Here is a 26,661-nt window from a genome sequence, read left to right as displayed (position 1 = left end):
CAGACCCCATTAAGCGTTCAAGATTTCTTGGGAGAAATACTTCAAAGACAACATCAAGGTATAAGAAAAGCAGGTGAGGGGGTCTTAAATGGTTTGCTCACCTGCTTCCTTTTTTGCGGATGCAATGACCGAATCCGGCAAATCCATCTTTTGAACGGATGGACAATTTAGGACCATATACCTTGCATCATGGGTTCGTATATGTTACATTTATCATATCAAGCATATAGTTTTCTTTGTAAACATTTCAAGTATATCTTACATTCCAATCTAATTATGAATCTGAGAAAATCTTATGCTTATCCAATTAAGTAACAATTGAAAAGCAGGAGATTTTCGATGAATTTTGCTCTGACTGTGAGGTGACGGGAGTGTTACAAAGCAGAAGAAATTCTCCTGACAGAAAGGAGGATTTATGAAAAAAGGAACTTACGCAAAGAATATATGCTTTTGGTTGACAGAATTTGTAGATATACAGCCAAGTACGGAGACATACACACAGCTGTTGAGAAAGCGGTGACCGAATGTATCGCAGAAAATATATTGGCTGATTTTCTTAGGAGGAATCGAGCGGAGGTGGTAGAAGTGTGTATATTTGAATACGATGAAAAGCGTGAGAAGGAGCTGATTTGAAAAGCGGAATTCGAACAGGGTGTGAAGGTTGGCCGTGAAGAAGGTCGCGAAGAAGGAGAGAGTATAGGCGAAGAACGTGTATTTGAAGATATGCGGATTCAACAAGGATAACACAGGAAGAAACAGCGTATCCAAAAGCGGCAGAAGAGAAAGAAAAATAACGACAGAATCAATTTAAGTGATAAAATGGGGGATGTTCCGTGAGAGATACAGACTGGCAGATCTTACAGGCACTTTATAAAAATCCAAATATGACGAAGGTTGCCAATTCGTTTTACATGACGCAGCCGTCTTTGACCAAGCGGCTCAAGCAGATGGAGGAGGAATTTGGCGTGACGATCGTCAACCGGACGCCGAAGGGGCTTTCGTTTACACCGGAGGGACGCTACCTTGCCGATCAGGCGGAGCGGTATCTGGTGTTTATGAAGGAGACGACGGAGACGCTGGCGGCAATGCAGAAGAGCACGGAGGAGACGCTCGTGATCGGTTCTTCCTATACATACAGTAAATACATGCTTTCGGAACTTTTATTCCAGTATCGGAAAGAACATCCGAGTGTGCAGTTTGAGGTTGTGACGGATCAGAGCGATGCGCTGTTTCGCAAGCTGCTTGACGGGACGGTGGATGTCGGATTTATCCGCGGCGATTATGAGGGGGCGCTGGAGCGCATCCGGGTCGGTAAAAGCGCTGCCTGCCTGGTGACGAAGGAACCGGTTAAGATGGAAGATTTGCCGGGTTTAGATCGGATCGAGTATAAGACGAATGATCGGACAAGAGAGATTCTGGAGCGCTGGTGGAATGAAAATTTCAGCACCCCAGTCGGCAATGGTATGCCAGTTGGTTATATTGATGTGGCATGGCAGATGATAGAACGAGGGTTTGGTTATACACTTTGTTTTCTTCCAGAACATTTTGCCAATGAACACAACCTGTGCCTGACTTCGCTTTTCTGGAAAGATGGGACGCCGGTGGAACGGAATACCTGGTTTTTCTATCCGAAGAGTAAGCGGCTGTTCCCGGCGCTTTCGCAGTTTGTGGAGTATGTGGCGGAAGGTGCGAAAACTGGGAAAAATAGAAAATAAAATTCATCCTGAGTTATTCACGAAGCAATCTCTAACCTAAAAATTGCACCATGAATCGAAAAAATGATCCGTTCAATAATTTTACCACAAATGGGTGCTTTTTTCATTCATTTAACAAGTACAAAGCAATATGCAATTAAAATGTTGAGATAAAGGAGAACTGGAAGAAATGCGGGAACTAGACTGGCTGATTCTTAGAAAATTATATGAAAAACGCAGCATCAGCAAGGCGGCGGAGGATTTGTACGTGACGCAGTCCGCCCTGACGAAGCGCGTCAAGACGATCGAACAGGAATGGGGCGTGGAGGTTGTGAAACGGAGCAGCCAGGGCGTGACCTTCACGGAGGATGGGCGCTACCTTGTCAAAAAAGCGGGGATCATGCTGGATTTCCTCGGTGAGATCCGTGAACATTTCTCTGAGCGCCACGGCGTCAAGGAGCTGGTGCGCGTCGGTGTCCCGAACTCCTTTGCAAGACTCCATATGCCGAAACTGCTGAAAGGTTATGTGGACGCGTACAACCGCCTTCAGTTTAAGACATTTCCAAACTCCAGCGATATGCTGATCCGCCAGATTACCGACGGAACGATCGATATCGCGATCGTCTGCGGCGATTACCCATTTCTCGGGGAGAAAATCTGCCTGTTTGAGGAAGAACTTTACATCATGGCGCCGATGGGGACCGCACTGGAGGACGTCGAGCACCTGCCAATCATCGAATCATATTTAAATCCGATGGTAAAATTGCTGCTCAACCAGTGGTGGAAGGATCACTTTGGAGAATCTCTCCATGCCGCTCATTTCGTCCCATATTCGGATATCGCGATCGAGATGGTAGAAAATGGACTTGGCATCTGCTTTCTCTTCGGCTCCGACTGGGCGTTTGACCGCAGCCGTTTCCAGCTCATCCCGATCTACAATAAAGAACAGGAACCTGTCTCCCGCCGCGTCTGGATGATGCTTTCCGATTCCTGCTATCGGAACCAGAATATCATGGATTTTATATCCTTTACAGAAGAGTATTATCACATCAATAAGATAGAACGGAAATAAATATGATAACAGGCGCAGACCCAAGAGCGCAAGCATTTTCTGGAAGAATATCCCTGGGACTGCGCCGCCCCTCTTGCGATCTCATCCATCATCCGTACCATTCCATTCCGGAATACCCCTACATTCAAATCCTGAATTTCCATTTGTCAATTCTCCATGTTACAATTTTATCAAACCAAGAAATAAAGAATCCGCATATTCGAGGGAACGCGGATTCTTTGGGTAAAAATAAAACGCATTAAAAGGGTCAGGAGGAAACAAACATGAGTTACGCATACGTAGGATGTCGTACCACCCGTGAGAGAAATGCACGCGGCAAGGGCTTAAAGGTTTACGAAATTTCGGAGGCAACCGGCGAATGGAAAGAGATTCAGTGCTTAGAGACGTTGCCGAATCCGTCCTATCAGGCGATGGATCTGGAGGAGAAGTATCTCTACTCCGTACACGGCGACAATACGCAGGTCAGCAGCTATAAGATCGAGGCAGACGGAACCTTATCTGCCTTAAACACCATCGAGATCGGCGGCAAGAATCCGGTCTTCATCACACCGGACCGCACCAACCAGTACATGGTAGTGGCAGCCCTGCAGGGCGGCGCTGTCTATGTCATCCGCCGCAATGCGGACGGAAGTCTGGGAGAGATTGTCCACACTGCGCACATGGCAGGGAAGAAAGAAGGCGCTATCTCCTTTGCACACCAGTGTATTTGGGATCAGAAGAAAGAATACCTTTTTGTTGTATGCCAGGCGAGACTGCAGGGCTACGGCCAGATCATCGTATTCCATTTCAATCCGGTGGACGGCAGCCTGACACAGACTGACTGCTACCGCGGACGCGAGTACGATGAGCCGCGCCACGTATCGATTCACCCGAACAACCGCTTTGTTTACTTGATCAATGAAAAAGGAAATTCGATGACCTACCTTTCGTTTGATGACAAAAACGGTAAATTAAAGGCGCTGCAGGTACTTCCGACTCTGCCAGATACCTATACGGGCGAGGGACAGGCGAGTGCATCCTTGCTCAGCAAAAATGGCGAGATTCTCATCGGTTCCAACCGCATCCATGAGTCTATCGTGCTCTACCGCATCGACCAGAACACTGGATATATGAAGGAATTAGGCTATTACCCGACTCTGGGGCTGACACCACGTTTTATCTCCTTCAACCGCGATTACAGCCTGTTTTATGCGGCAAATGAGGACAGCGATACCATTGTAGAGATGCGCCTCTGCGAGGAAGCAGGCCGCATGGAATACACGGGACGGATCATCCACACCGAGAGTCCGGTCTGCATTACATTTCGATAGGAGGTTGCTATGAATTTAGGTCTTATTTCTTTAATCTGTCTTCTGGCAGCCATTGTGATTGGCTTTGTGAAAAACTGTAACGTCGGTATTCTCTGTACGGGTATCGCAGCGGTGCTGGCTCTGGTATTCGGCATCAAGGCGTCCGATATCATCAAGGGATTCAGTGCTTCCCTGTGCATCCAGATGGTCGGCATTACTTATCTGTTTGCAATTATTAACGGAAACGGAACCCTGGAACTTTTAGCACGCAAGATGGTAGCGCTGGTTGGCAAACAGAAACGTCTGATTCCGTTTGTTATCTATATTTTAGGATTTATCATCAGTGCCGTAGGACCGGGCGCAATCCCGAGTCTGGCAATCATCCCGGTTATCGCAATCCCGGTTGCGGCATCCGCAGGCATCAACCCGATTATGACGGCGATCATCGGTGACCTGGGCGTTATGTCCGGACGTATGAGTCCGCTGACCCCGGAGGCAGCCGTTGTCCGTGAACTGATGGCAGCACAGGGACTGGAGGCAGACACCGTTCCGATCATGTTCTGCCTGATTCTGACGGCGCTGGCAACTATGGTACTTGTCTACATTTACTATAAAGGCTGGAAAGTGGATGTAAATGCAGTCGGAAAAGAAGCAGAGCTTCCGAAATTTACCGGAAAACAGCTCCTTTCCCTGGCAGCACTGGCTGGTCTGGCAGTCGGCGTTCTGTTCTTCTCCTGGAATGTCGGTCTGATGGGATTTTTAATGGGGTCGCTGTTAATTATCTTTGGCTGCGGTGATGAGAAGAAAGCAGTTCAGATGGTGCCGTGGAATGTGATTATTATGGTTTTGGGCGTTGGCATTTTAATGAATGTTATCTCCCTGTCCGGCGGTATCGATATCATGGTAGCGGCTCTGGAGCATGTTATGAGCAAACGGACTGCTGCGATGATCATGGGTATTACTTCTGGGTTTATGTCCTTCTTCAGTTCTGGTCTTGGAGTTGTATTCCCGACCCTGATTCCGACAGCAGGCGGACTGGCTTCAACGCTGGGAGCAGATGCCATCGAACTGGTATCGGTGATTGTAATCGGTGGAACGATCGTAGGATTTACTCCGATTTCCACAACCGGCGCACTCATCATGGCAGGTGTTTCTCAGCAGGAGAATGCGGAAGAACGTTTCCCACAGAATCGCATGTTTGTAGAGCTGTTTGCCGTTTCCTTCCTGGCACTGGCAGTAGTAGCGGTATTTTCTTTTTTGGGAATCTATCATCTGTTTGTATAGTGGAAAAAGAAAGCAGCATATCGGATAGATGAAAGAGCCGGGCAGAAGCCTGTAAAGATATGGTTTGAGAATAGGAAGAGGAAAATATGACAGCAGAAGAGAGAATGATGTGGGTGGAGCGCTATAGCGCCCTCCCGACCGGAAATGTGGCAGATGCCATGGACGGACTTGGTTTAAAACGTGGCAGTGTGCTGGGACTTCATCCGATCGATCCCTCCCAGAAGCGTGCAGCCGGATTTGCCCGCACGATTTTGCAGAAGCGCCGGAGTACGCCGTGGGACGGCGTGAACCTGGCAAAGCACGGAAAAGTGATTGATGACAAAACGGAACCGGGCGACCTGCTGGTGATTTCCATGGGCGGTATTATGGATGTATCGACGGGCGGTGACCTGCTGGCACTCCGGGCACAGCTTCGCGGCGTGCAAGGCGAGCTGACCGACGGCTGCCTGCGCGATACCGATGACATCGCGGCATTTGGTTTTCCGGCATACAGCGCCGGAACTGCACCGAACAAGAGCGCTTACGATATCGAGACAGTCGGCGTGGATGTGCCGGTGACGCTCTGCGGCGTCCTGATTTTTCCGGGCGACATGGTCGTGATGGACCGGACCGGCGTGGTCGTGGTTCCGTCCGGAAAGATCGCGGAAGTCTACGAATCCGCCTCCCGGATCGCGAAGCGCGAGGAGCGCGTGGTGGTTCATCTGCGCGAGGGAAAGACGCTGACGGAGTCGCGAAAGCTGGCAGCGGCGGAAGTTGGGCAGTAGGACTCAAAAATCGGCATATGACTTAAAAATAAAATTTGAATGACCCATTTATGAGCACATAAAAGCTCATAAATGGGTCATTTTTTTACATTATGAAAAAATGAGACAAGAACGAGTCATTCCTGGAAGGTTATCAAAAAAATAAATAAAAATTTTAATTCGACAAAAACCTTGTATTTACAAGGAAAACCTCGAATTTTTTGGAAAATAAAAAAGAAAAATATTAAATAAAATCGAAAAACGTAAAAGTTGGCACGGAACTTGCTGTATATATGAGTATCAAGCAAAAGTATCAAGCAAAAAGAAAAATATATTACATGGAGGGAACACATTATGAAAGTTGGCGTATTGAAAGACATCAAAGTAGGCGAGTACCGTGTCATCGCAACCCCGGCAGAGGTAAGCATGCTGGTAGGTGACGGCAATGAGGTTTACGTTCAGAAGGGCGCGGGCGAAGGTTCTGGATTCCCGGATGAGGCATATGTGAAAGAGGGCGCGAAGCTGGTTGATACAAAGGAAGAAATTTATGCAACCTGCGATTTCGTCGCAAAGGTAAAAGAGTTTGAACCGTGCGAGTACAAGCTGCTCCGTGAAAACCAGATCGTATTTACCTGCATCCATCCGGCAGCACATCCGGAGGAGGTACAGGCACTTCTCGACAGCAAGTGTATTGCATTTACCGCAGAAGATTCCCACCGTTACGGTTCACCGAACTGCGAGGCAGCTGGTAAGGCGGGCGCACTTTTTGGTCTGGAATCCCTGCTCTCCATCAACGGCGGCAAGGGCAAATTCGTCAACGGTCTCGGCGGTGCTCCGGGCGTTAAGGCGCTGGTCATTGGAGGCGGCGTGGTAGGACGCGCAGCAATCTCTGTTCTTCATGCGCTGGGCGCGTGGGTAACGGTTATGGATATTAATATCGGAACCCTGCGTGATATCGGAAAACAGTTCAATGAGGAAGTCAATACCCAGATTTCCAACCGTTATAATCTGAAAAAGATTTTACCGGAGATCGATGTCGTGTATAATTGTGTTAGATGGCCGAAGGATGCCAAAGAATACATGATCGACCGCGAGATGGTCCGCTCGATGGAGAAAGGTTCCGTTATCGTAGATATCAGCAACGATTATGGTGCAATCGAGACGTTCCATGAGACCACCCATGAAAATCCGCGCTACATCGAAGAGGGCGTCGTACATTATTGCGTAAGCAACATTCCGGGTGCAATTTCCCAGTCTACCTCGATCGCATACGCAGCATCCGTACTGCCGCACTTCAGAAGCATCATCAACAATGGCGTGGCGCAGGCATGTGCAAAGGATGGTTTCCTGCGCCGCAGCTTAACCACCTACAAGGGATACTTAACCCATGAGGAGACAAGTGCCATCCAGGGCAGACCGTGGGTTCGTCCGGAAGACATCTTAGAGATCGCAGATCAGAAACTGGATCTGGCTCCGTCGGCAACCAAGAGCCATTCGGATAACTTTATCAAATTAGAAAAGTGATTTTCAGATAAAGGATACCGGCAGAACGCTTTTCGTGAAACGTATGGGGATACGGATGAAAAGCGCTCTGCCATTTGAGGGGAGAATAGAAGCGCTTCCGGATGGGAAATAGCTGGAGGCGCATTTAATACAGAAGAATAGGAGGGGTATCTGTGAGTGTTACAGACATTTTAGTGGACTTTGCGGTCGCATCGTTTTTTATCGCGGTTGGTCAGCTTTTACGTGCAAAAGTGCCGTTGGTGCAAAAATTTTTTATTCCGCCTAGTATGATAGCCGGATTTATCGCGCTGGCACTCGGGGCGCAGGGACTGGGAATCCTGCCGTTTTCTGAAAATATTGGTTCTTATGCAAGTGTTCTGATTATCCTGATTTTCGCAGGTGTCGGAATTAATGGATTTTCTTTCAATAAGAAAGATTTTAAAGCGGAAATTGACCGGATTGGTTCTTATTTTTCCTATAAAGTGCTGGCACAGGCGATTCAGTTCTCACTGGCACCGTTGTTTAGTATTTTAGTAATTTCGAAATTATTCCCGAACATTAACTATGGCTTCGGTCTGCTGCTGGCAGCTGGTTTCTCCGGCGGACACGGAACGGCAGCGGCTGTTGGTACCGCGTTTGAGAGACTGGGTGATCTGGATGCAATGGATATCGCGATGACCTGTGCAACTGTTGGTATTTTATCGGGTATCTTTGGCGGTCTGTTCTTCATCAAGCTGGGAACGAAAAAGGGCTGGACCAAATATATGAAAGGCTTCAATCAGATCTCCGATGATCTGCGCTGTGGTCTGGTGCCCAAAAATGAGCGCAAGTCGATGGGCGAGGAAACTATTTCATCCAACGTCCTGGATCCGCTGGCATGGCATCTGGCAGTGATGCTGATCGCATCCGGTATCGGTGTGGGACTCAGCAAGGGAATCTATGCAGCGATCGGTCTGGATCTGCCGAATTACCTGATGGCATTTTTGACCGCGATCGTGATGTTCCTCGTTTTCCGAAAAGTCGGCGTCGGTGATTATATTGATGAAAATGTAGTGGGACGTATCTCCGGTACTGCGACGGATTATCTGGTGTTTTTCGGAATCGCTTCCATCAAACTGGCAGTTATCGTTAAATATGCAGCTCCGCTGGCACTTCTTCTGCTCTGCGGTATTGTAATCGTAGTGGCAACTCTGATGTTCTTTGGTCCGGCGATGAACCGCGGCAGCTGGTTTGAGCGCGCGATCTTCGTATTTGGCTATTCAACGGGCGTTTTTGCGATCGGCTTCATCCTTCTTCGAATCGTTGATCCGGAAAACCGCTCCAAGACGCTGAACGATACTGCATTTGCAGCGCCGTTTACAACTCCGGCAGAGATGTTTGCGTGGTCGATGGGACCGATGATGCTCTTAAATGGCAGCCATTGGAAGTTTATCGGCATCTATTTGGTAATCATGGCAGCATGCATCATCGCAAATATCGTATTTAAATGGTGGTGGCTGAAACTTCCGCTGGATCGCCCAGGTGTGGAGGAGATCGGATAAACTTGTCTTTGCCTGTTTCCTCTGATACACTTGGAACAGGTGTAAACATAACACCGTTGTCAGGCCGGATGAACGCAGATTCAAGTCGAACGTCCGTGAGACTTGGCGCGTGATTCCGGTCAGCGGTGTTTCAGACAGGGGAGAAATGCATGGAGTTTTTAAGACAGTTATTTCATGGAAAAGGATATATTGACGGAATCACGATCATCAACCTGGATGGCGAGATTCTGTTTTCAGCAAAGTTAAATAGTAAATTTTCAAACCGGAAAGAGAGAGAAGCTTATCAGGCGCTGGTGGGACAAAATTTTTTCGATGTATTTGAAAACCTGAACGCTAAGAACAGCAGCATGATCCGGGCGATGGAGGTCGGACTGCCGGTTTACGTGGAAAATCAACTGCTTCAGACCAAGGGGCAGGAGGGCATCCATATCAGCTCTCTTTCGATTCCGATCAAGAGCGGGCGCGCCGTGGTGGGCGCGATCGATCTGTCGATGGAGGAGATGACAGACGGCGAGGAAGAGCCGGAGAGTGTGGAACTGACTTCGGAACAGATCCCGGTCGGCGGCGCTGGAAAGCTGAAAAAACACAGCGGCGCATCTTTTACGATGGAAGATATCATCGCGGTGGATGAAAAAATGAAAAATGCCAGAGACTATATACCGGTGGTGGCGGCGTGCGATCTGCCGGTTATGATCTATGGGGAAACGGGAACCGGAAAAGAGGTGTTTGCACAGTCGATCCACAATGCCAGTGAACGGAGGGATAAACCGTTTATCGCGCAGAACTGTGCGGCGTTGCCGGATACCTTGCTCGAAAGCATCTTATTTGGAACGTCCAAGGGCGCGTTTACCGGGGCAATGGAAAATAAGGGACTCTTTGAGCTGGCGGACGGCGGAACACTGTTTCTCGACGAGATCAATTCGATGCCTCTGTTTTTGCAGTCAAAGCTTCTGCGGGTTCTGCAGGACGGCAGTTTCCGCAGCCTGGGCGGCAGTGAGACGAAACGCACGAATGTGAAGATCATTGCGGCGACCAATGTGGAACCGCTTGAGGCGATCGAGAAAGGACAGCTTCGGCGCGATATTTATTATCGTCTGAGCATGATGTCGATCCGGATTCCGCCGCTGCGGGAACGGAAGGCGGATATTGGACATTTTGTCAAGTTTTATGTAAACAAACACAATGGCACGTTCCACAAGCAGGTTCAGTATGTGTCAAAGGATCTGCTAAAAAAACTGGAAGAATATGACTGGCCAGGCAATGTCCGGGAGCTGGAACACGTGATCGTTTACGGCATGAGCATGGTGGATGAGACGAGCGCCCTGCTCCAGTATAAAGACATCAAGGGAAAGCTTCTGCTGGAAAAGCAGGCGGACAGGAAAAAGACGCCGGAAAGCCTGGAAGAAGTTCCAAAACTCTGCTCGTCGCTTCGTGAGGCGGTGGCTGCCTATGAGGAAAAACTGATTTGGCAGGCGTTGGAGGCGGCGCACGGAAATATATCTGAGGCAGCGCGGATTCTGGATGTGCCGAGGCAGACGCTGCAGAGAAAGGCGAGCCAGCTGCGGGGCGAAAAGGCGAAGGAAAAACAGGAAAAAGAAATCTGAGCGATGGAGGATAGATACGGAAAATTGAGGACGATGCGGGAAGCAGAACCAGCAGAATCAGCCCGGAAAGGATGGAACGCTCAGACAGAATAACAGGAGGAAATGCAGAAATGGAGAAATACATTGGAAAATATTCTGTAAAAGATTTTTTATATCTGATTCTGGGCGCATTTATCTACAGTATCGGCACGCACAGCTTTATTGAGACGGCGAATATTGCGCCGGGCGGTGCGGTCGGCGTGGCACTGATGTTAAACCATGTGACGAACCTGCCGGTCGGACGGCTGACACTGATGGTCAATGTGCCGCTTTTAATATTGGCGTGGTTTCATTTGAGCCGTGCCTTTGCGCTGCGGACGGCGTTTGCGTGCGGAATCTGTTCGGTGGTGCTTGACTACGTGATCGCCCCGGTCTTTCCGGTTTATATGGGCGACCAGCTTATGGGAAGTCTCTACGGCGGCATTCTGGTCGGCGTCGGCATGGCGTTCATCTTTCTGTCCGGTTCGACGACGGGCGGCAGCGATGTGGTCGGCTACCTGCTCCAGAAGAAATATCCGCATGTCTCGATCGGGCGCGCCCTGATGATGATCGATGGAATCATCCTCTCCACCTCGATCTTCGTCTTTGGAAATGTCGATGCGGCACTGTTCGGACTGATTTCCCTGTACGCGCAGACGAAGGTCATCGACATGATCATCTACGGAAATGATGCCGGAAGCGAGGCGTCGATCGTGACGAAATACCCGCAGAAAATCGCAGAACGTGTCATTAAGGAAATTGACCGTACGGTAACGCTGCTTCCGGGCAAGGGCGGCTACAGCGGCGAGGACACAACGGTGGTTTTATGTACTGTCCGCAAAACGGAGTTCAATCGTTTAAAACGCATTATTGCGGAGACGGATGAGAATGCGTTTGTGATTGTGAAGGAAACCTCGGGCATTTTTGGACTTGGGTTTAAGGATGTAGCGGAGGCACAGCAGTAGGAGCCGGGATTGGAATTAGAAAATAGCGGGATATGCCGCGAACAAGGCGAATATAGATATCATAAGAATGCATCAGGAGCGGTGCACTTGAACGAATGGTTTGAAACACACCCGTTTCTAAAACAAATGCGAAGGCGGCTGTCAGTGGAATTGGCAGTCTGCCTTCTTTTATTTTGCGGCGTCTTTCTGGCGGCACGGTATGCGGGGCTGGCGTCAGCGGGGGCGGACGCTGTGCTTGGGAAGAAAAAGACGGTGGTGTTCCTGGACGCCGGACATGGGGATTTTGATCCGGGAAAGGTGAGTGTGGACGGAAGCCTGGAAAAGGACATCAATCTGGCGATCGCGAAGCGCCTGAAATGGTATCTGGAGCAGTCGGATGTGGAGGTCGTGATGAGCCGGGAGGATGACCGGGGACTTTACGATACGTCAGCCGGAAGCCGGAAAATGTCCGACATGAAAAACCGCTGCGCCCGCGTCGAGGAATCCGGCGCGGATCTGGTCGTCAGCATCCACCAGAACAGCTACCACCAGGAGGATGTATCCGGTGCGCAGGTATTTTATTACCGGAAGTCAGAGAAGGGGAAACGGCTGGCGGAAATACTGCAGAAGCGCTTCGACTATGCACTGGGAGACCAGAACCGCAGAAAAGCCAAACCGAATGACAGCTATTATCTCCTGCTCCACGTCAAATGTCCGATTGTCATCGTCGAGTGCGGATTTTTGTCTAACTGGAAAGAGGCGGCACTGCTGAAAACAGAAGAATACCAGGACCGCGTGGCGTATACGCTGCATATGGGGATTATGGAGTATCTGAATGGGCGCTGAAACCTTGAACTGGCGAGGAATCTTGTGTATACTAGGAGTACTTAGCGAGGTATTTTCGAGCTTAGTACGAGTCATGCCGCGCATACTAGGAGTACTTAGCGAGGTATTTTCGAGCTTAGTACGGAAGATAGATTTATTCATTGTGAGATAGTAGAAAGAAGAGTCAATATGCAAAACGAAACGAAAAAAGAACTTCATACCCAGATGTGGAAGATAGAAAATCCAAAGGACTTTACGGCGCATGACCGGGAGGTGCTTGAGAAGGCGGCAGCGATCATCCGCGCGGGCGGTCTGGTGGCATTTCCGACGGAAACGGTGTACGGATTGGGGGCGAATGCGCTGGATGAGGCGGCAGCGAAGAAGATTTATGCGGCGAAGGGACGCCCGTCTGACAACCCGCTGATCGCGCATGTGTCCTGTCTGGAGGAGATCGCGCCGCTGGTATCGAATATGCCGGAAAATGGCAAAAAGCTTGCAAAGGCATACTGGCCGGGACCGATGACGATGGTATTTCCTAAGAGCGCGATCGTGCCGTATGGAACGACCGGCGGGCTTGACACGGTGGCAATCCGGATGCCGTCTGATCCGATCGCGGCAGAGTTAATCCGTCTGTCCGGCGTGCCGATCGCGGCTCCGAGTGCGAATACATCGGGACGCCCAAGCCCGACGCGCGCGGATCATGTGCTTCAGGATATGGACGGAAAGATCGATGCGATCATCGACGGCGGTCCGGTTGGAATTGGTCTGGAATCGACGATCGTGGATGTTACGGAGGAAATGCCGATGGTTTTAAGACCGGGTGCGATTACCGTGGAGATGCTGCGTGAAACGGTCGGGGAAGTCGGCATTGATCCGGCGATTTTAGGACCAGTCAGCGCGGACGTGCGCCCGAAAGCACCGGGAATGAAATACCGCCATTATGCACCGAAAGCCGATCTGACACTGGTCGAGGGCGAGACGGAGGCAGTTGTGGAGACGATCAACCGCCTGGCAGGCGAAAAGCTGGCAGAAGGGCGCAAGGTTGGAATTATCTGCACGGACGAGACGAAAGACCGTTACCCGGCGGGGATGCTGGAAAGCATCGGTGCGCGGGCGCGTCAGGAGACTGTTGCACACAACCTGTATGCGGTTCTGCGCGATTTCGACGATCGCGGCGCGGAATATATCTTTTCGGAAGGATTTTCGGAAGACAATTTAGGACGGGCGATTATGAACCGGCTCAATAAGGCGGCTGGCTATCATATTTTGAAGGTGTGAGACGATGCGGTACTTATTGGCGGCGATTAATGCCAAATATATACATTCAAATCTGGGAATTTACAGCCTGAGACGGTATGCGATGGAGCGGCTGGGGCTGGGACAGAAGGATGAGCAGGGTGCGGCTGTTGGAATGGAAATGGTTTCGGAGGCAGCAGAAGGCGCGAATCGAACGAAAACCGTGTCGGAAATCCAGATCGATCTCGGCGAGTACACCATCAACCACCAGATGGATCAGATTCTGCAGGATATTTACCGGAGAAAACCGCATGTGGTGGGATTTTCCTGTTATATCTGGAATATCGTTTACGTGAAGGAACTGATCCACGATTTGAAAAAGGTTCTTCCGCAGGTCCGCATCTGGATGGGAGGTCCGGAGGCTTCGTATGACGCGGTTCACCTGATGGATGAGCTGCCGGAGGTCGAGCTGATCATGCAGGGCGAAGGCGAGGAGACCTTTACGCGGCTGGTGGAGGCGTGTGAGCGCGGGACGGAAGTTTGTTTTTCAGAGATCCCCGGCATTGTCCTACGCTGTTCGGACGATACCGTCGAGGTTCATCGCCCGGCACCGCTCATGAATCTGGACGACATTCCGTTTTCCTACGGAGATTTAAGCGGGCTGGAACACCGCATTATCTACTATGAGAGCAGCCGTGGATGTCCATTTTCCTGTAGTTACTGTCTGTCTTCGATTGACAAAAAAGTGCGGTTCCGCAGCCTTTCGCTGGTAACAAGGGAGCTGCAGTTTTTCCTTGACCGGAAGGTGCCGCAGGTGAAGTTCGTAGACCGGACGTTTAACTGCAAAAAGAGCCATTCGATGGCGATCTGGCAGTATTTGCTGGATCACGATAATGGAATTACCAACTTCCATTTTGAAATTTCATCGGACCTTCTGGATGATGACGAGCTGGCGCTGATGAAACAGATGCGTCCGGGGCTGATTCAGTTGGAAATCGGTGTGCAGACGACGAACCTGGTGGTTGTGAAGGAGATCCGGAGGACGATGGATCTGGACAAGGTGGCGCGCCGTGTGGCGCAGGTCAACACCTTTGGCAACATCCATCAGCATCTCGACCTGATTGCGGGGCTTCCGTATGAGGATATCGAGAGCTTTCATCGTTCCTTCAATGATGTATACAAAATGGAGCCGGAACAGCTTCAGCTTGGCTTTCTGAAGGTGCTGAAAGGTTCCTATATGGAAGAAATGAAGCAGAAATACGGTCTGCTCAGCCAGAGCAAGCCGCCGTATGAGGTGCTTAGAACCAACTGGCTTTCCTATGAAGAGGTGATCCGTCTCAAGGGTGTGGAAGAGATGGTCGAGGTCTATTACAACAGCGGGCAGTTCCGCCGCACGATGAAATGCCTGTCGCAGGAATGGGGCGATGCGTTTGATTTGTATGACCGCCTGGCGGCATTTTATGAGGAAGAGGGACTGAATGGAGTGAGCCATAACCGGCTGGCACGGTATGAGATTTTATACAGGTTCATTCAGAAATGGAGGAAGCGGGCAGAAATTTTTTCTATCAATGAGACATCCTATCAGGATCTTTTAATGTATGACCTCTACCTCCGTGAAAACGTCAAGAGCCGTCCATCTTTTGCACCGGATCCGTCGGAGTGGAAGAACGAGACGAAGCAGTTTTTCATGCGCGAGGCGAAGGAACGCCGTTATTTGAAGGGCTACGAGGCATACGATTCCAGGCAGATGGCGAAAATGGCGCATTTAGAGCGGATGGAAGACGGAAGCTTTGTGCTGTTTGATTACAAAAACCGGGATGCTCTGTTTGGCAATGCGGCGGCATTTTCCATTTCACAGGATGAAATATAGTGAGAAATGGGATTTTCCAGAGAAAGACAGGAAAAAGAAATTGCGGATGGCGGCAGTCTGAACATCTGCGAACGAGAAGAAATGTAGGACAGCCATATTTTAAATTAGATGGATAGTAAACTGTTCAGTAGGTCTGTGCATTTTCTGCGCTGACCGTACGAAAACATGGGCCAGCAGGCAAAAATCCCATTGCCGTAGGCAATTTTTAATGGATTTTTGCGCGTGACTGTGAAGGTACTGAACAGTTACGATGGATAAATAAAATGGAAAAAACAGACAATTCTTATATAGCGATTGACCTGGAGACAACAGGGTTAAATCCCAAGACCGAGCGGATCATCGAGATTGGCGCGGCGCGGGTGGAAGATGGAACCGTGGTGCAGACGTATTCGACGTTTGTCAACCCGGAGCGGGAGCTGGATGCGCGCATCCGGGAGCTGACGGGAATCTGTGACGATGATTTGAAGGATGCGCCGGTGCTGGATACAGTTTTGCCGGAACTTCTGGCATTCTGCGGGGAGCTGCCGCTTCTGGGGCATCATGTTATCTTTGATTTCAGCTTTCTCAAGCGGGCGGCGGTCAACCGGAAGTATACATTTGAGCATGCGGGGCTTGATACCTTGAAAATCTGCCGCCATTTTATGCCAGAGGAGGAAAAAAAGAATCTGGCAGCCGCGTGCCGGTATTTTACGGTGGATCCGGGCGAGAGCCATCGGGCGCTTTCGGATGCGCTGGCGGCGCACCATCTGTATCAGGAGCTTAAAAACAGGTATTTTCTGGAAGTGCCGGAGGTGTTTGCACCGCAGCCTTTGATTTACAAGGTAAAACGCGAACAGCCCGCGTCAAAAAAGCAAAAAGAAGTCTTGCGGGAATTACTAAAATATCATAGAATAAATTTATCTGCGCAGATTGATTCGCTTTCGAAAAATGAGATTTCGAGACTTACGGATCAGATTATCGCGCAGCATGGCAGAATGCAGAAGAGGTGAGAGATATGTTTAAATTTTCAAATCAGAAAACACGCCAGATCGTATCAGCGGTTGTTATTATAATCGTAGTAGTAGCGATGGTAGCGGGAACCATTTTGGCAGGTCTTATGATGTAAAGGTTCGGTAGATGATGAAAAAAAGAAATTGGATGGCAGGCGTATGCGGTGCGGCAGTGATGGGACTGCTTATAGCCGGTACGGGCACCGCGTCAGCGGGGACGATTCCCACGGGCTTTCAGGTCGGTGGGTTTGATCTTTCCGGGATGACACGGGAAGAGGCGGATCAGACGATTGAGAAATCGATCGGGGAGATGGAAAATCAGACCATTTCGATCCGGGTAGAAGGTCATGAGGTTCAGACGACGGCGGCGGAGCTGGGATTTTCCTGGGTCAACCAGAACGAGATTGATGAGGAAGTGGAGAAACTTTCCGGCGGAAATCTTCTGCGCCGGTATCTGAATCAGAAGGAATTAGAGCAGTCCGGCGTGGATCTGCAGATTGAGACAGCGGTCGATGAAGCGAAGGTTGCCGAGTTTGTGCAGACCCGGTGCGCGGAATTTACGACAGCGCCGCAGGACGCTGTGATCACGCATGAAAATGGAGTCTTTCAGGTCAGCCAGTCTTCGGCGGGACAGGAAGTGGACATAGATGCGACGACAAAAGCACTGAATGAGGCGCTCGCGGGCGGTCTTTCGGAACCGGTTTCGGTGGATGCAACAGTCAAAAATGCAGAGCCGACCCGCACGACAGAGGCATTATCTACGATTCAGGATGCACTTGGAACATTCAGTACCGGATTCAACCCGGGAAATGTGTCGCGTTCCAAGAATCTGCGGAACGGTGCGGCGAAGATCAACGGCACGGTTCTGATGCCGGGAGAAGAATTTTCGGCTTATACATGGCTGACCCCATTTACGGTGGAAAATGGCTATGCATCGGCAGGTTCTTATGCGAACGGTCAGGTAGTCGATACGGTCGGCGGTGGCGCCTGCCAGATCTGCACGACGCTCTACAATGCAGCGCTTCTGGCGGAGATGGATATCACCCAGCGCCAGAATCATTCGATGATTGTTACTTACGTTCCGGCATCGCAGGATTCGGCGATCGCGGGTACTTATAAGGATCTGAAATTTAAAAATCCATACGATACCCCGATCTATATGGAAGGGGCAGTGAACGGCGGGACTATTTCATTTACGATATATGGAAAAGAGACACGGCCGGCAAACCGGACGATCAAATACGTTTCGGAGACACTGTCGAAGAAGGATCCGGGCGAGCCGATCACAAAGGTGGACGCATCTTTGAAGCCGGGTGCGAGGGTGAAGGAACAGTCGGCGCACTATGGGCTGCAGTCACGGCTCTGGAAATACGTCTACGTGGACGGCGTGGAGACGGAGAAAACCTTGCTGCAGACGGATACCTATATGGCATCGAAGGCGATCTACCGTGTAGGTCCGGCCGTTGCAGCTGCGGCACCGGCGGTTCCGGCTGGACCGCAGCCTGAGACACCGCATCCTGAGACGCCACAGCCGGAAAATCCGGTTCCGGCACCGACGGAAGCACCGGCAGCACAGGAGCCGACCCCGGCACAGCCGCAGGGACCAGCCGGTCCGGCGCAGGAAGCAGCGCCGCCGATGGAGTGATAGCTTATATCGGATCATATATAGTGATGGTATGAGAGCAGAGATTTGTGGTAACATGGCGTGGTAAACGCAGAAAATTACTGTACTTGAATGTGAAGCTGGGAAAGGAATCAGAATGAACATAAAAGATGAAATTTTCGAGGCATACGGGGAGATGAAAGCCGAGCAGGATCTTCTGGCGGTCGGTTACACCGCGCTTCTTGGTACCTCGATGGCGGCAAAAAGCGGCGAGGCGGCGCTTTTGAACCGATTTTCTGCACGGTATGTGAGAGAATGCCAGAATCTCTATGAGAAATGGAATCCGTCTCCGCTTCTGGAGGCATTTGCTGCACATAAAGAGCGGAAAGTGCTGACCCGTCTCGGCGCATCTGCGTGGTATCCGGCGGGCGGGGGCGGCGTCATGGCAGCGCTGTGGCATTTTTTTGATGGATTCGGACTCGGATTTGAGATGGATCTTAGGAAACTTCCGATCCGCCAGGAGACGGTGGAGGTCTGCGAGGTATTTGACCTCAATCCATACCGTTTACAGTCCCAGGGCTGCATTCTGCTGACGGCGTCTAGCGGTCCGAAACTGCTCCAGAATCTGGAGAGAGAGGGCATTCCGGCGGCGCTCATCGGTCGGACGCGCACAGCGATCGGACGCGAGATTTACAGCGGCGAAGTACATAGCTTTCTTGACCGGCCAAAACCGGATGAGATAGATAAAATGAAAGACTTACCAAAATCCCATTAACAGGAGGTAGTAAAGTGAGAGAGAGAATTTTAGCGGTCATTGAAAAAAACAGCCGCATCAGCGTCAAAGAGCTGGCGGATTTACTCGGGGAAAATGAAGCTGCGGTCGCGGCGGAGATCGCCGAAATGGAAAATGAACATATCATCTGCGGTTACCATACCCTGATTAACTGGGATAATACAGATGAGGAGAAGGTCATTGCACTGATCGAAGTAAAGGTAACGCCGCAGCGCGAGATGGGCTTTGACAAGATTGCCGAGAGAATCTATCAGTACAGCGAGGTGACCTCGGTATACCTGATGTCCGGCGGCTATGATTTTACCGTTATGATCGAGGCGAAAACCATGCGTGCAGTTGCACAGTTCGTGGCAGAAAAGCTTTCCACGATCGATTCTGTGCTGAGTACCGCGACCCATTTTATTCTTAAAAAATACAAAGACCATGGTACCGTTCTCTGCGACGGTCCTCAGGATGAAAGGATGTTGATTGTTCCGTGAGAAACCCATTATCAGATACGATTGTAAATATTCCGCCGTCCGGAATCCGGAAGTTTTTTGACGTTGTCAGCGAGATGAAGGGCGCGATCTCCCTGGGCGTGGGCGAACCGGATTTTGATACACCGTGGCATATCCGCGAAGAGGGCATTTATTCGCTGGAAAAAGGACGTACCTTCTATACGTCGAACTCTGGTTTAAAGGAACTGCGCCAGGAGATCTGCCATTATCTGAAACGTCGTCAGCGCCTTGAGTATGATCCGAATACAGAAGTGATGGTAACGGTCGGCGGTAGCGAGGCGATTGATATCGCCCTGCGCGCGATGCTCAATCCGGGCGATGAGGTTCTGATTCCGCAGCCGAGTTACGTTTCCTATGTGCCGTGTACGGTGCTGGCGGGCGGTACGCCGGTCATTATCGAGCTGGAGGAGAAGGATGAGTTCCGTTTGACGCCGGAGAAGCTGCTGGAGAAAATCACACCGAAAACAAAGGTGCTGATTCTTCCATTCCCGAACAATCCAACGGGCGCGATCATGAACCGCACCGATCTGGAGGCGATCGCGAAGGTGATTGAGGAGAAGGATCTGTTTGTGCTGAGTGATGAAATTTATTCCGAGCTGACCTACAGCGGCAAGCACGTTTCCATCGCGGAGATTTCCGGGATGCGTGACCGCACGGTGCTGATCAACGGATTTTCCAAGGCATATGCGATGACCGGGTGGCGTCTCGGCTATGCGGCAGCTCCAGCGCTTATCTTAAAACAGATGCTGAAAATCCATCAGTTTGCGATTATGTGTGCGCCGACCACCAGCCAGTATGCAGCGGTTGACGCTCTGCGGAATGGCGATGAGGACATTGCCCGCATGAAGAAAGCCTACGATGAGCGCCGCCGCTATCTTTTGAGAGAGTTCCGGGGGCTCGGCATGGACTGTTTCGAGCCGTATGGAGCATTTTATATGTTCCCGTGCATCAAACGGTTTGGCATGACCTCGGATGAATTCGCAAACCGCCTGTTACAGGAAGAGAAGCTGGCGCTTGTGCCGGGCACCGCGTTTGGAAACTGCGGCGAGGGCTATCTGCGTGTTTCCTATGCGTATTCGCTGGAGGATCTGCAGAAGGCGATCGAGCGCATCAAGCGGTTTGTGGCACGGCTGGATGGAAAGACAGAAGCGTAGAAATCGCTTTGGAATAGGGCAGACTTGCAGGAAGTTTTGCCGGCGGTGATGAAGAGATAGAGATGCAGCGCTGCTGCAATGAAATAGGAAGACCGGAAATGGAGAAGAAAGATGTTAAATATTGTACTCTATGAACCGGAGATGCCGATGAATACAGGAAATATAGGACGAAGCTGCGTGGCAACGAACACGCGGCTTCATCTGATCGAGCCTCTCGGTTTTAAATTGAATGATAAAATGGTAAAAAGAGCGGGTCTTGATTACTGGCCGCATCTGGATGTGACAGTTTACAGCGATTTTAAAGATTTTCTGGAGAAGAATCCGGGCGCGCGCCCGTATATGGCGACCACGAAGACGACGCAGGTGTATACGGACGTTCACTACGATCCGGACTGCTATATCATGTTCGGACCGGAAAGCCGCGGCATCCCGGAAGAACTCCTGATCGAAGACCCGGAGCGCTGCGTCCGCATCCCGATGTGGGGTGAGACGCGCTCTCTGAATCTGTCAAACTCGGTGGCGATCATTCTGTATGAGGCGCTGCGGCAGAATGGGTTTGAGAAGATGAATACGGAGGGGCATCTGCATCACCTCCAGTGGAAATAAGGTGGATTCTCTCCCACACGTGCGTCATCAACGTCTCAGATGAAACAGGAATTAGTGGCACCAAGTCCCACAGGCACTGATATTTCCGTCGCATTCGGCGTCGGAGTCAGTGCCATTTTTATTGTTGTCCGGCAGGTGGACGCCGCAGGATGGTCCGTTATTTCCGCTCCGGTCAAAGTGAAGCATTCCGTTTAAGAAGTCTTCGACGCGGTCTTTAGGAGCGCCTTTGGCGCCGCCGAGAACCTGGATGCTGGTTTCGCGCAGGGCGATCATCATCGGGATCGGAAGGGCGTCGCAGAGGAGGACGGCAGTATTTTCTTTTTTCAGAAACTCGACCAGCGCGCCGGGATCGTTTGCATAGGTCTGTTTCACGGTTTTGGTGGAAATAATCTCATCGTCAACTACATCAAAAATTAAAAATTCTTTCACCTGAGCCAGGTGGGAGCAGATTTCTCCGTTTTCATAAGGGACTGCAATTTTCATGAGTGACCTCCTTTTTTAGAGATAGTATAGCGCTTAGAATTGAAAAATCAATATAAATGTATATTTAATTTTATGGATAGATAGAAGAAATTTCTATCAAGAAAAGAACCAGCAGAAGGGAAGTTCCCAATAAGACAGTACGAGAACATTACTGACATAGGGTAGCTGCCGTACAGGAGTGCGACAAGAAAAATTGGCGATACTTGGTTTTCATAGCCAGGTATCGCCTTTTTCTATCTTTAACAGAATGTTTGAATAACGCAGTAAGTCCCTTAATCCGACTTAACTTCTTTCCACAAACTATTATAAAGCTCGTCCGCCTCATCCCCAAGATACCGGTAAACCTCGCAGTTTTTCAGCTGCTTCGCATCTGGGAAGACGGCTTTGTTGTTCTGGATTTCTTCGTCCAGCATTTCCTTGGCTGCCTTGTTTGGCGTCGCGTAGGTAATGTACTCAAAGTTTTTGACTGCGACATCCGGGCGGCAGAGAAAATTGATCCATTTTTCTGCGTTTTCCTTATTTTTCGCATTTTTCGGAACTACCCAGGAATCGAGCCAGACGTTGGTTCCCTCTTCCGGGATTACATATTCCAGGGAGAATGGGAGGTTCTGTGCGGCTACCTCATCCTGGATGTACATGATCTCGCCGGAGTAGATGACGCCGATGGCTGCCTCGCCGCCGATCATCTTGTCACGTACCTGATCGATGACGTAAGCCTGTATGAGCGGTTTTTGGTCAATCAGATCCTGCTTTGCCTGCTGGAGTTCGGTTTCGTCGGTCGAGTTGGCAGAGAAGCCGTCTTTTTTGAGCGCTACCATGAAGGCATCGCGGACGCTGTCCTGCATCAGGATCTCGCCTTTATAAGCCGGATTCCAGAGATCGGACCATTTGGTCGGAACCGGAAGTCCTTTTTCTTCGATGAGCTTCGTATTATAAAGAATACCGACGGTTCCCCAGGTGTATGGCACGGAATATTTGTTTTCCGGGTCGAACTGCTTGGACATTTCCATGTACTGCGGGTCAATGTTTTTGACATTTGGAATGTTGTCAAAGTTGAGTTCGGCAAGCAGGTCATTTTCCTTCATTTTCTGAATCATGTAGTCGGATGGGCAGACTACATCGTAGTTGACGCCGCCGGCTTCGATGACCGGATACATTTCTTCCAGTGTCTCAAATACGTCGTAGGTAACCTTGATTCCGGTTTCCTGTTCAAATTCCTCAATCAGGTCCGGATCAATATATTCGCCTGCATTGTAGACGTACAGTTCGTTTGAATGAGTCGTGGTGTAGCGGCTGTAGGTGCTGACACCAACGACAAGCAGAATCAGCGTGCAGGCAAGTCCCAGAACGCCGTTCTTGATCTGGTTGTTGCGTTTGCGGCGCTTGATGGTCTCTGTGTCAATCACAGTCGCATTGCCGGCGGATTTTTTCTCCGGGGCAAAGTTGGTGATCAGCAGGAGCACCAGGACTGCCACGAAAATCAGCGTGGACAGGGCATACATCGTTGGCTGGATGCCTCGGCGCACCTGGCTGTAGATCAGGGTGGAGAGTGTGTCGATACCGGCACCTCTCGTAAAGTGCGTGATGATAAAATCATCCAGGGACATCGTAAATGCCATCAAAAAGCCGGAGAGGATACCCGGGACGATGTCCGGAAATACGACCTTGAAGAAAGCATACAGCGGGCTGGCGCCGAGATCCAGAGCGGCTTCGTAGGTGTACCGGTTCGTCTGCTTGAGTTTCGGCATGACACTTAATATCACATATGGAATATTAAATGTGATATGCGCGATCAGCACGGTTTTAAATCCGAGAGAGATACCGAACGCGATAAATGCCAGCATCAGGGAGATACCGGTTACGATATCGGAGTTCAGCATCGGGATGTTGTTGATTCCCATGACGATGGTGCGCGGAATCCGTTTCATGCTGTTGATGCCGATGGCGGCGATCGTGCCGATGACGGTCGCGATCAGAGCCGACGCAAACGCGATGAGCAGCGTATTGTTTAAGGCATTCATGATGGCGGAATTCTGGAACATCTGCGTATACCAGCGGGTGGTAAAACCGCCCCAGACGGTTCTCGATTTTGTGTTGTTAAAGGATAAAACGATCATGGTCACGATCGGGATGTATAAAAAGAGCAGGATGAGCGCCAGGTAAAAGTCCTGGAAAAACTGTTTTAAGCGGCTATGTTTCATCAGAACGCATTGCCCTCCCCTTCTTTATCGTATTTGGCGATGAGCGCCATACTCAGTAAAATGAAAATCATCAGAACCAGCGAGAGACCGGAACCTAAGTGCCAGTTGCTTCCCTTGGTGAACTCCTGCTCGATGACATTTCCGATGAGCAGGATCTTGCTGCCGCCTAAGAGACTGGAAATAACGAAGGTTGTCAGCGCCGGGACAAATACCATGGTAATGCCGCTGATGATGCCTGGGATGCTGAGTGGAATCCAGATATGAATGAGTGTCTGGAAATTGTTTGCACCCAGGTCTTTGGCGGCGTTGATGGTATTATCGTCGATTTTTGCCAGCACATTATAAATCGGTAGAATCATGAAAGGCAGGAAGTTGTATACCATACCCAGAATGATCGCCCACGGGGTATTGATGATGGCAATGTTTGGCAGATGGAGAAAGGAAAGAATGCCGTTGATAACGCCATTTTTCTCCAGGAGCGTCTGCCACGCGAGGGTGCGGAGCAGGAAATTCATCCACATCGGAAGGATGAAGACGAATACCATAAAGCTGCCTGCCCCAATGCCGCGGCGGCGCAGCACCAAAGCCAGCGGATAGGACAAAAGCAGGCAGATGGCGGTCGCAGCCAGAGACAGACCCAGGGATAAGAGCAGCGCCTTCATATGCTCCGGTGTCGTGATGGAACAGACATTTGCCAGTGTAAATGCCCCGCTTTTGGTTGTCAGACCGTAGTATACGATCAGCAGGAGCGGGATGATGGTGAAACCGATCATCCAGAGAATATAAGGACCGGCGAAGAGCCGTTTCACGTTTGATTTCATGCTAAGTCCGACTCCTTTCTATTCATTGACGCCCACAGCTTCCTCGTCCTCCGACGCCGGCTTATTCATGATCTGGATGTCAAACGGGTCTACATGGATGCCAACCTTCTCGCCGACCGGGAACATATCCGTGCTGTGAACCAGCCACTCATAGCCGTCCGGGGTGGTGACCTCCATCTCATAGTGGACGCCCTTGAAAATCAGGTGGGTGACAACGCCCTGCAGCGTGCCTTCCTCCGGTTTTACGAGGTCAATGTCCTCCGGGCGGATGACAACGTCTATCGGTTGGTTTGTTCCGAATCCCTTATCGACGCAGGCAAATTTCGCACCGAAGATTTCAACCAGCTCGTCGTGGAGCATCAGACCGTCCACGATGTTGCTCTCGCCGATGAAGTCGGCAACGAATGCGTTTTCCGGCTCGTTGTAGATCTGTTCCGGGGAACCCATCTGCTGGATATAACCCTGGTTCATGACAACGATGGTATCGGACATCGTCAACGCCTCTTCCTGATCGTGGGTAACATAGATAAAAGTGATGCCTAACTCATTTTTCAGACGGATCAGCTCGTACTGCATGTCCTGGCGCAGTTTTAAATCTAGGGCACCGAGCGGCTCATCAAGAAGCAGGACCTTTGGCTCGTTGACAATCGCACGCGCAATGGCGATACGCTGCTGCTGACCGCCGCTCAAAGAGTCAATGCTGCGATGCTCAAAGCCGTCTAGGTTTACAAGCTTTAAAGCGTACTTAATTTTGTCATCAATATATGCTTTTGATTTATTCTTAATTTTTAGCCCAAATGCGATATTATCTGCGATGCTCATATGCGGAAACAGTGCGTATTTCTGGAATACGGTGTTTAGCTGGCGCTTGTTTGGCGGAAGTTTGGTGATGTCTTCGCCGCCGAAAATTACTTTTCCTGTATTTGGGGATTCAAATCCGCCGATGATGCGGAGCGTGGTCGTCTTGCCGCAGCCGCTGGGACCTAAGAGCGTTACAAAGGAATTTTCCTTTACTGAAAGGCTCAAGTCATCCAGGACCAGAGTGTCGTCAAAGCGTTTCGAGATATGCTGTAAATCGATTAATGGCTGGCTCATGCGTTTCCTCCGTAAATAGTAAAATAATGTGTAGTATTAGAAACTTGGCGGCGAGCTGACCCAGAGGATCGTCGCGCCGGAGCGGCTTTCAAGGTAATGCGTCTTGTCGCTCGTATAGTAAAAAGATTCGCCCTTTTTGGCTTTGTACGTCTGATTCCCCAGATGAATCAGGATGCTGCCGGAAAGAACGTAGCCAAATTCCTCACCCTCATGCGGGCTGTCCGGATAGGTGGAGCCGCCGGCACCGAGTGTAAGGCGGATCGGTTCCATCGTGTTCTTCTGGGCGTTCGGGATGATCCACTGAATCTCATTTTTCAGTTCCGGATCTTCCTTGATAAAATAGTCGTTTTTTTCAAATACAATCTGCTCTTCCGGAGCCTCGTTGAAAAACTCCCCTATGGTTGTGCCGAGACACTGGAGAATATCCATCAAAGTAGCGATGGACGGGGAGGTCAGATCGCGCTCTACCTGGGAGATAAATCCCTTCGAAAGCTCTGCGCGGTCAGCCAGCTCTTCCTGAGTCAGACCCTTTAAAATTCGCAGTTCCTTTAATTTTCCTCCTATACTCAACAGAGGGAACCTCCTTTCCTGGTTTCATAGGAAATTGCGTCCTATGAAACAAAAAACGCTCCGCGAGGATGCGCTAGGGCACATTCTTTTTTATAAAAACCGGGTGGGAAAACCATCCGTCCGGCGTTTTTAGAAACATACAAAAGTAAGATGAAAGTTTAGAAATTCTAAAATGAATGTAAAATTAATCTTTTTGTTTAGAAATAATAAACTTGCTTCCGAGTAT

23 protein-coding genes are annotated in these 26,661 nt (G+C 50.1%); 18 read left to right on the top strand and 5 right to left on the bottom strand.

The window, feature by feature from the left end:
* Positions 1-833: 833 nt before the first annotated feature.
* From PG862_RS11230 to trmL, 18 genes are all read left to right on the top strand, one after another.
* On the top strand, positions 834-1,715 hold the full coding sequence (locus tag PG862_RS11230; RefSeq protein WP_270707424.1) for a LysR family transcriptional regulator: 882 nt from the start codon (positions 834-836) through the stop codon (positions 1,713-1,715).
* Positions 1,716-1,884: 169 nt separating this feature from the next.
* Positions 1,885-2,766, top strand: a complete 882-nt coding sequence (locus PG862_RS11225) for a LysR family transcriptional regulator (protein WP_270707422.1) — start codon at positions 1,885-1,887, stop codon at positions 2,764-2,766.
* Between the two features lie 263 nt (positions 2,767-3,029).
* Complete coding sequence (locus PG862_RS11220; protein WP_270707420.1) at positions 3,030-4,076, top strand: lactonase family protein; 1,047 nt, start codon at positions 3,030-3,032, stop codon at positions 4,074-4,076.
* 9 nt (positions 4,077-4,085) lie between these two features.
* Positions 4,086-5,339 (top strand): SLC13 family permease, encoded by a 1,254-nt coding sequence (locus PG862_RS11215; protein WP_270707418.1) that lies wholly within the window; start codon positions 4,086-4,088, stop codon positions 5,337-5,339.
* Positions 5,340-5,425: 86 nt separating this feature from the next.
* Positions 5,426-6,103, top strand: a complete 678-nt coding sequence (locus PG862_RS11210) for an RraA family protein (RefSeq protein ID WP_270707417.1) — start codon at positions 5,426-5,428, stop codon at positions 6,101-6,103.
* A gap of 333 nt (positions 6,104-6,436) precedes the next feature.
* Positions 6,437-7,606, top strand: coding sequence for an alanine dehydrogenase (locus PG862_RS11205; protein ID WP_107001824.1), 1,170 nt, complete (start codon positions 6,437-6,439; stop codon positions 7,604-7,606).
* A gap of 152 nt (positions 7,607-7,758) precedes the next feature.
* Complete coding sequence (locus PG862_RS11200) at positions 7,759-9,126, top strand: sodium/glutamate symporter (RefSeq protein WP_270707415.1); 1,368 nt, start codon at positions 7,759-7,761, stop codon at positions 9,124-9,126.
* A gap of 149 nt (positions 9,127-9,275) precedes the next feature.
* Positions 9,276-10,730, top strand: a complete 1,455-nt coding sequence (locus PG862_RS11195) for a sigma-54 interaction domain-containing protein (RefSeq protein WP_118293786.1) — start codon at positions 9,276-9,278, stop codon at positions 10,728-10,730.
* 110 nt (positions 10,731-10,840) lie between these two features.
* Positions 10,841-11,713 carry a YitT family protein gene (locus tag PG862_RS11190; protein WP_107001826.1) on the top strand — a complete coding sequence of 291 codons (873 nt, stop codon included), beginning with the start codon at positions 10,841-10,843 and terminating at the stop codon, positions 11,711-11,713.
* 87 nt (positions 11,714-11,800) lie between these two features.
* On the top strand, positions 11,801-12,538 hold the full coding sequence (locus PG862_RS11185; RefSeq protein WP_333563212.1) for an N-acetylmuramoyl-L-alanine amidase: 738 nt from the start codon (positions 11,801-11,803) through the stop codon (positions 12,536-12,538).
* Positions 12,539-12,706: 168 nt separating this feature from the next.
* A complete protein-coding gene (locus PG862_RS11180) occupies positions 12,707-13,795 on the top strand; it encodes an L-threonylcarbamoyladenylate synthase (protein WP_107001827.1) in 1,089 nt (362 codons plus the stop codon).
* Between the two features lie 4 nt (positions 13,796-13,799).
* Positions 13,800-15,623, top strand: coding sequence for a B12-binding domain-containing radical SAM protein (locus PG862_RS11175; protein WP_270707413.1), 1,824 nt, complete (start codon positions 13,800-13,802; stop codon positions 15,621-15,623).
* Between the two features lie 263 nt (positions 15,624-15,886).
* Positions 15,887-16,612, top strand: a complete 726-nt coding sequence (locus tag PG862_RS11170) for a 3'-5' exonuclease (protein ID WP_118673274.1) — start codon at positions 15,887-15,889, stop codon at positions 16,610-16,612.
* A gap of 127 nt (positions 16,613-16,739) precedes the next feature.
* A complete protein-coding gene (locus PG862_RS11165; protein WP_243099948.1) occupies positions 16,740-18,257 on the top strand; it encodes a VanW family protein in 1,518 nt (505 codons plus the stop codon).
* A gap of 115 nt (positions 18,258-18,372) precedes the next feature.
* The gene (locus PG862_RS11160) at positions 18,373-18,990 is read left to right on the top strand and encodes an AIR synthase-related protein (protein WP_243023782.1); all 618 of its coding nucleotides are present in this window, start codon (positions 18,373-18,375) and stop codon (positions 18,988-18,990) included.
* 14 nt (positions 18,991-19,004) lie between these two features.
* A complete protein-coding gene (locus PG862_RS11155) occupies positions 19,005-19,487 on the top strand; it encodes an Lrp/AsnC family transcriptional regulator (protein WP_022358850.1) in 483 nt (160 codons plus the stop codon).
* On the top strand, positions 19,484-20,659 hold the full coding sequence (locus PG862_RS11150; protein WP_270707411.1) for an aminotransferase class I/II-fold pyridoxal phosphate-dependent enzyme: 1,176 nt from the start codon (positions 19,484-19,486) through the stop codon (positions 20,657-20,659). Before PG862_RS11155 ends, PG862_RS11150 begins: the two co-directional genes overlap by 4 nt.
* 111 nt (positions 20,660-20,770) lie before the next feature.
* The gene (trmL, locus tag PG862_RS11145; RefSeq protein ID WP_022358848.1) at positions 20,771-21,265 is read left to right on the top strand and encodes a tRNA (uridine(34)/cytosine(34)/5-carboxymethylaminomethyluridine(34)-2'-O)-methyltransferase TrmL; all 495 of its coding nucleotides are present in this window, start codon (positions 20,771-20,773) and stop codon (positions 21,263-21,265) included.
* A gap of 51 nt (positions 21,266-21,316) precedes the next feature.
* Here the strand turns inward: trmL and PG862_RS11140 are convergent, their stop codons facing one another.
* The 5 genes from PG862_RS11140 to PG862_RS11120 all read right to left on the bottom strand — a co-directional run bounded on the left by PG862_RS11140 (position 21,317) and on the right by PG862_RS11120 (position 26,435).
* Complete coding sequence (locus PG862_RS11140) at positions 21,317-21,748, bottom strand: NifB/NifX family molybdenum-iron cluster-binding protein (protein ID WP_118469322.1); 432 nt, start codon at positions 21,746-21,748, stop codon at positions 21,317-21,319.
* Positions 21,749-22,020: 272 nt separating this feature from the next.
* The gene (locus tag PG862_RS11135) at positions 22,021-23,949 is read right to left on the bottom strand and encodes an extracellular solute-binding protein (RefSeq protein WP_118673276.1); all 1,929 of its coding nucleotides are present in this window, start codon (positions 23,947-23,949) and stop codon (positions 22,021-22,023) included.
* Positions 23,949-24,770 (bottom strand): ABC transporter permease, encoded by an 822-nt coding sequence (locus tag PG862_RS11130; RefSeq protein ID WP_022358845.1) that lies wholly within the window; start codon positions 24,768-24,770, stop codon positions 23,949-23,951. The genes PG862_RS11135 and PG862_RS11130 overlap by 1 nt, the downstream gene beginning before the upstream one ends.
* Before the next feature lie 18 nt (positions 24,771-24,788).
* Positions 24,789-25,865 carry a spermidine/putrescine ABC transporter ATP-binding protein gene (gene potA / locus PG862_RS11125; protein ID WP_118673277.1) on the bottom strand — a complete coding sequence of 359 codons (1,077 nt, stop codon included), beginning with the start codon at positions 25,863-25,865 and terminating at the stop codon, positions 24,789-24,791.
* A gap of 36 nt (positions 25,866-25,901) precedes the next feature.
* The gene (locus PG862_RS11120) at positions 25,902-26,435 is read right to left on the bottom strand and encodes a helix-turn-helix domain-containing protein (RefSeq protein WP_118673278.1); all 534 of its coding nucleotides are present in this window, start codon (positions 26,433-26,435) and stop codon (positions 25,902-25,904) included.
* Positions 26,436-26,661 lie beyond the last annotated feature (226 nt).

The sequence above is a fragment of the Clostridium fessum genome (assembly GCF_027698965.1).
Lineage (GTDB): Bacteria > Bacillota > Clostridia > Lachnospirales > Lachnospiraceae > Otoolea > Otoolea fessa.
Note: the sequence above shows the minus strand (reverse complement) of the source record. Positions and strands in the feature narration are given on the sequence as shown.

Coding starts and splice junctions, on each gene's coding strand:
- PG862_RS11225 (WP_270707422.1), top strand. CDS start 1,885: ATGCGGGAACTAGACTGGCTGATTCTTAGAAAATTATATGAAAAACGC.
- PG862_RS11220 (WP_270707420.1), top strand. CDS start 3,030: ATGAGTTACGCATACGTAGGATGTCGTACCACCCGTGAGAGAAATGCA.
- PG862_RS11215 (WP_270707418.1), top strand. CDS start 4,086: ATGAATTTAGGTCTTATTTCTTTAATCTGTCTTCTGGCAGCCATTGTG.
- PG862_RS11210 (WP_270707417.1), top strand. CDS start 5,426: ATGACAGCAGAAGAGAGAATGATGTGGGTGGAGCGCTATAGCGCCCTC.
- PG862_RS11205 (WP_107001824.1), top strand. CDS start 6,437: ATGAAAGTTGGCGTATTGAAAGACATCAAAGTAGGCGAGTACCGTGTC.
- PG862_RS11195 (WP_118293786.1), top strand. CDS start 9,276: ATGGAGTTTTTAAGACAGTTATTTCATGGAAAAGGATATATTGACGGA.
- PG862_RS11190 (WP_107001826.1), top strand. CDS start 10,841: ATGGAGAAATACATTGGAAAATATTCTGTAAAAGATTTTTTATATCTG.
- PG862_RS11180 (WP_107001827.1), top strand. CDS start 12,707: ATGCAAAACGAAACGAAAAAAGAACTTCATACCCAGATGTGGAAGATA.
- PG862_RS11175 (WP_270707413.1), top strand. CDS start 13,800: ATGCGGTACTTATTGGCGGCGATTAATGCCAAATATATACATTCAAAT.
- PG862_RS11170 (WP_118673274.1), top strand. CDS start 15,887: ATGGAAAAAACAGACAATTCTTATATAGCGATTGACCTGGAGACAACA.
- PG862_RS11165 (WP_243099948.1), top strand. CDS start 16,740: ATGATGAAAAAAAGAAATTGGATGGCAGGCGTATGCGGTGCGGCAGTG.
- PG862_RS11160 (WP_243023782.1), top strand. CDS start 18,373: ATGAACATAAAAGATGAAATTTTCGAGGCATACGGGGAGATGAAAGCC.
- trmL (WP_022358848.1), top strand. CDS start 20,771: ATGTTAAATATTGTACTCTATGAACCGGAGATGCCGATGAATACAGGA.
- PG862_RS11140 (WP_118469322.1), bottom strand. CDS start 21,748: ATGAAAATTGCAGTCCCTTATGAAAACGGAGAAATCTGCTCCCACCTG.
- PG862_RS11135 (WP_118673276.1), bottom strand. CDS start 23,949: ATGAAACATAGCCGCTTAAAACAGTTTTTCCAGGACTTTTACCTGGCG.
- PG862_RS11130 (WP_022358845.1), bottom strand. CDS start 24,770: ATGAAATCAAACGTGAAACGGCTCTTCGCCGGTCCTTATATTCTCTGG.
- potA (WP_118673277.1), bottom strand. CDS start 25,865: ATGAGCCAGCCATTAATCGATTTACAGCATATCTCGAAACGCTTTGAC.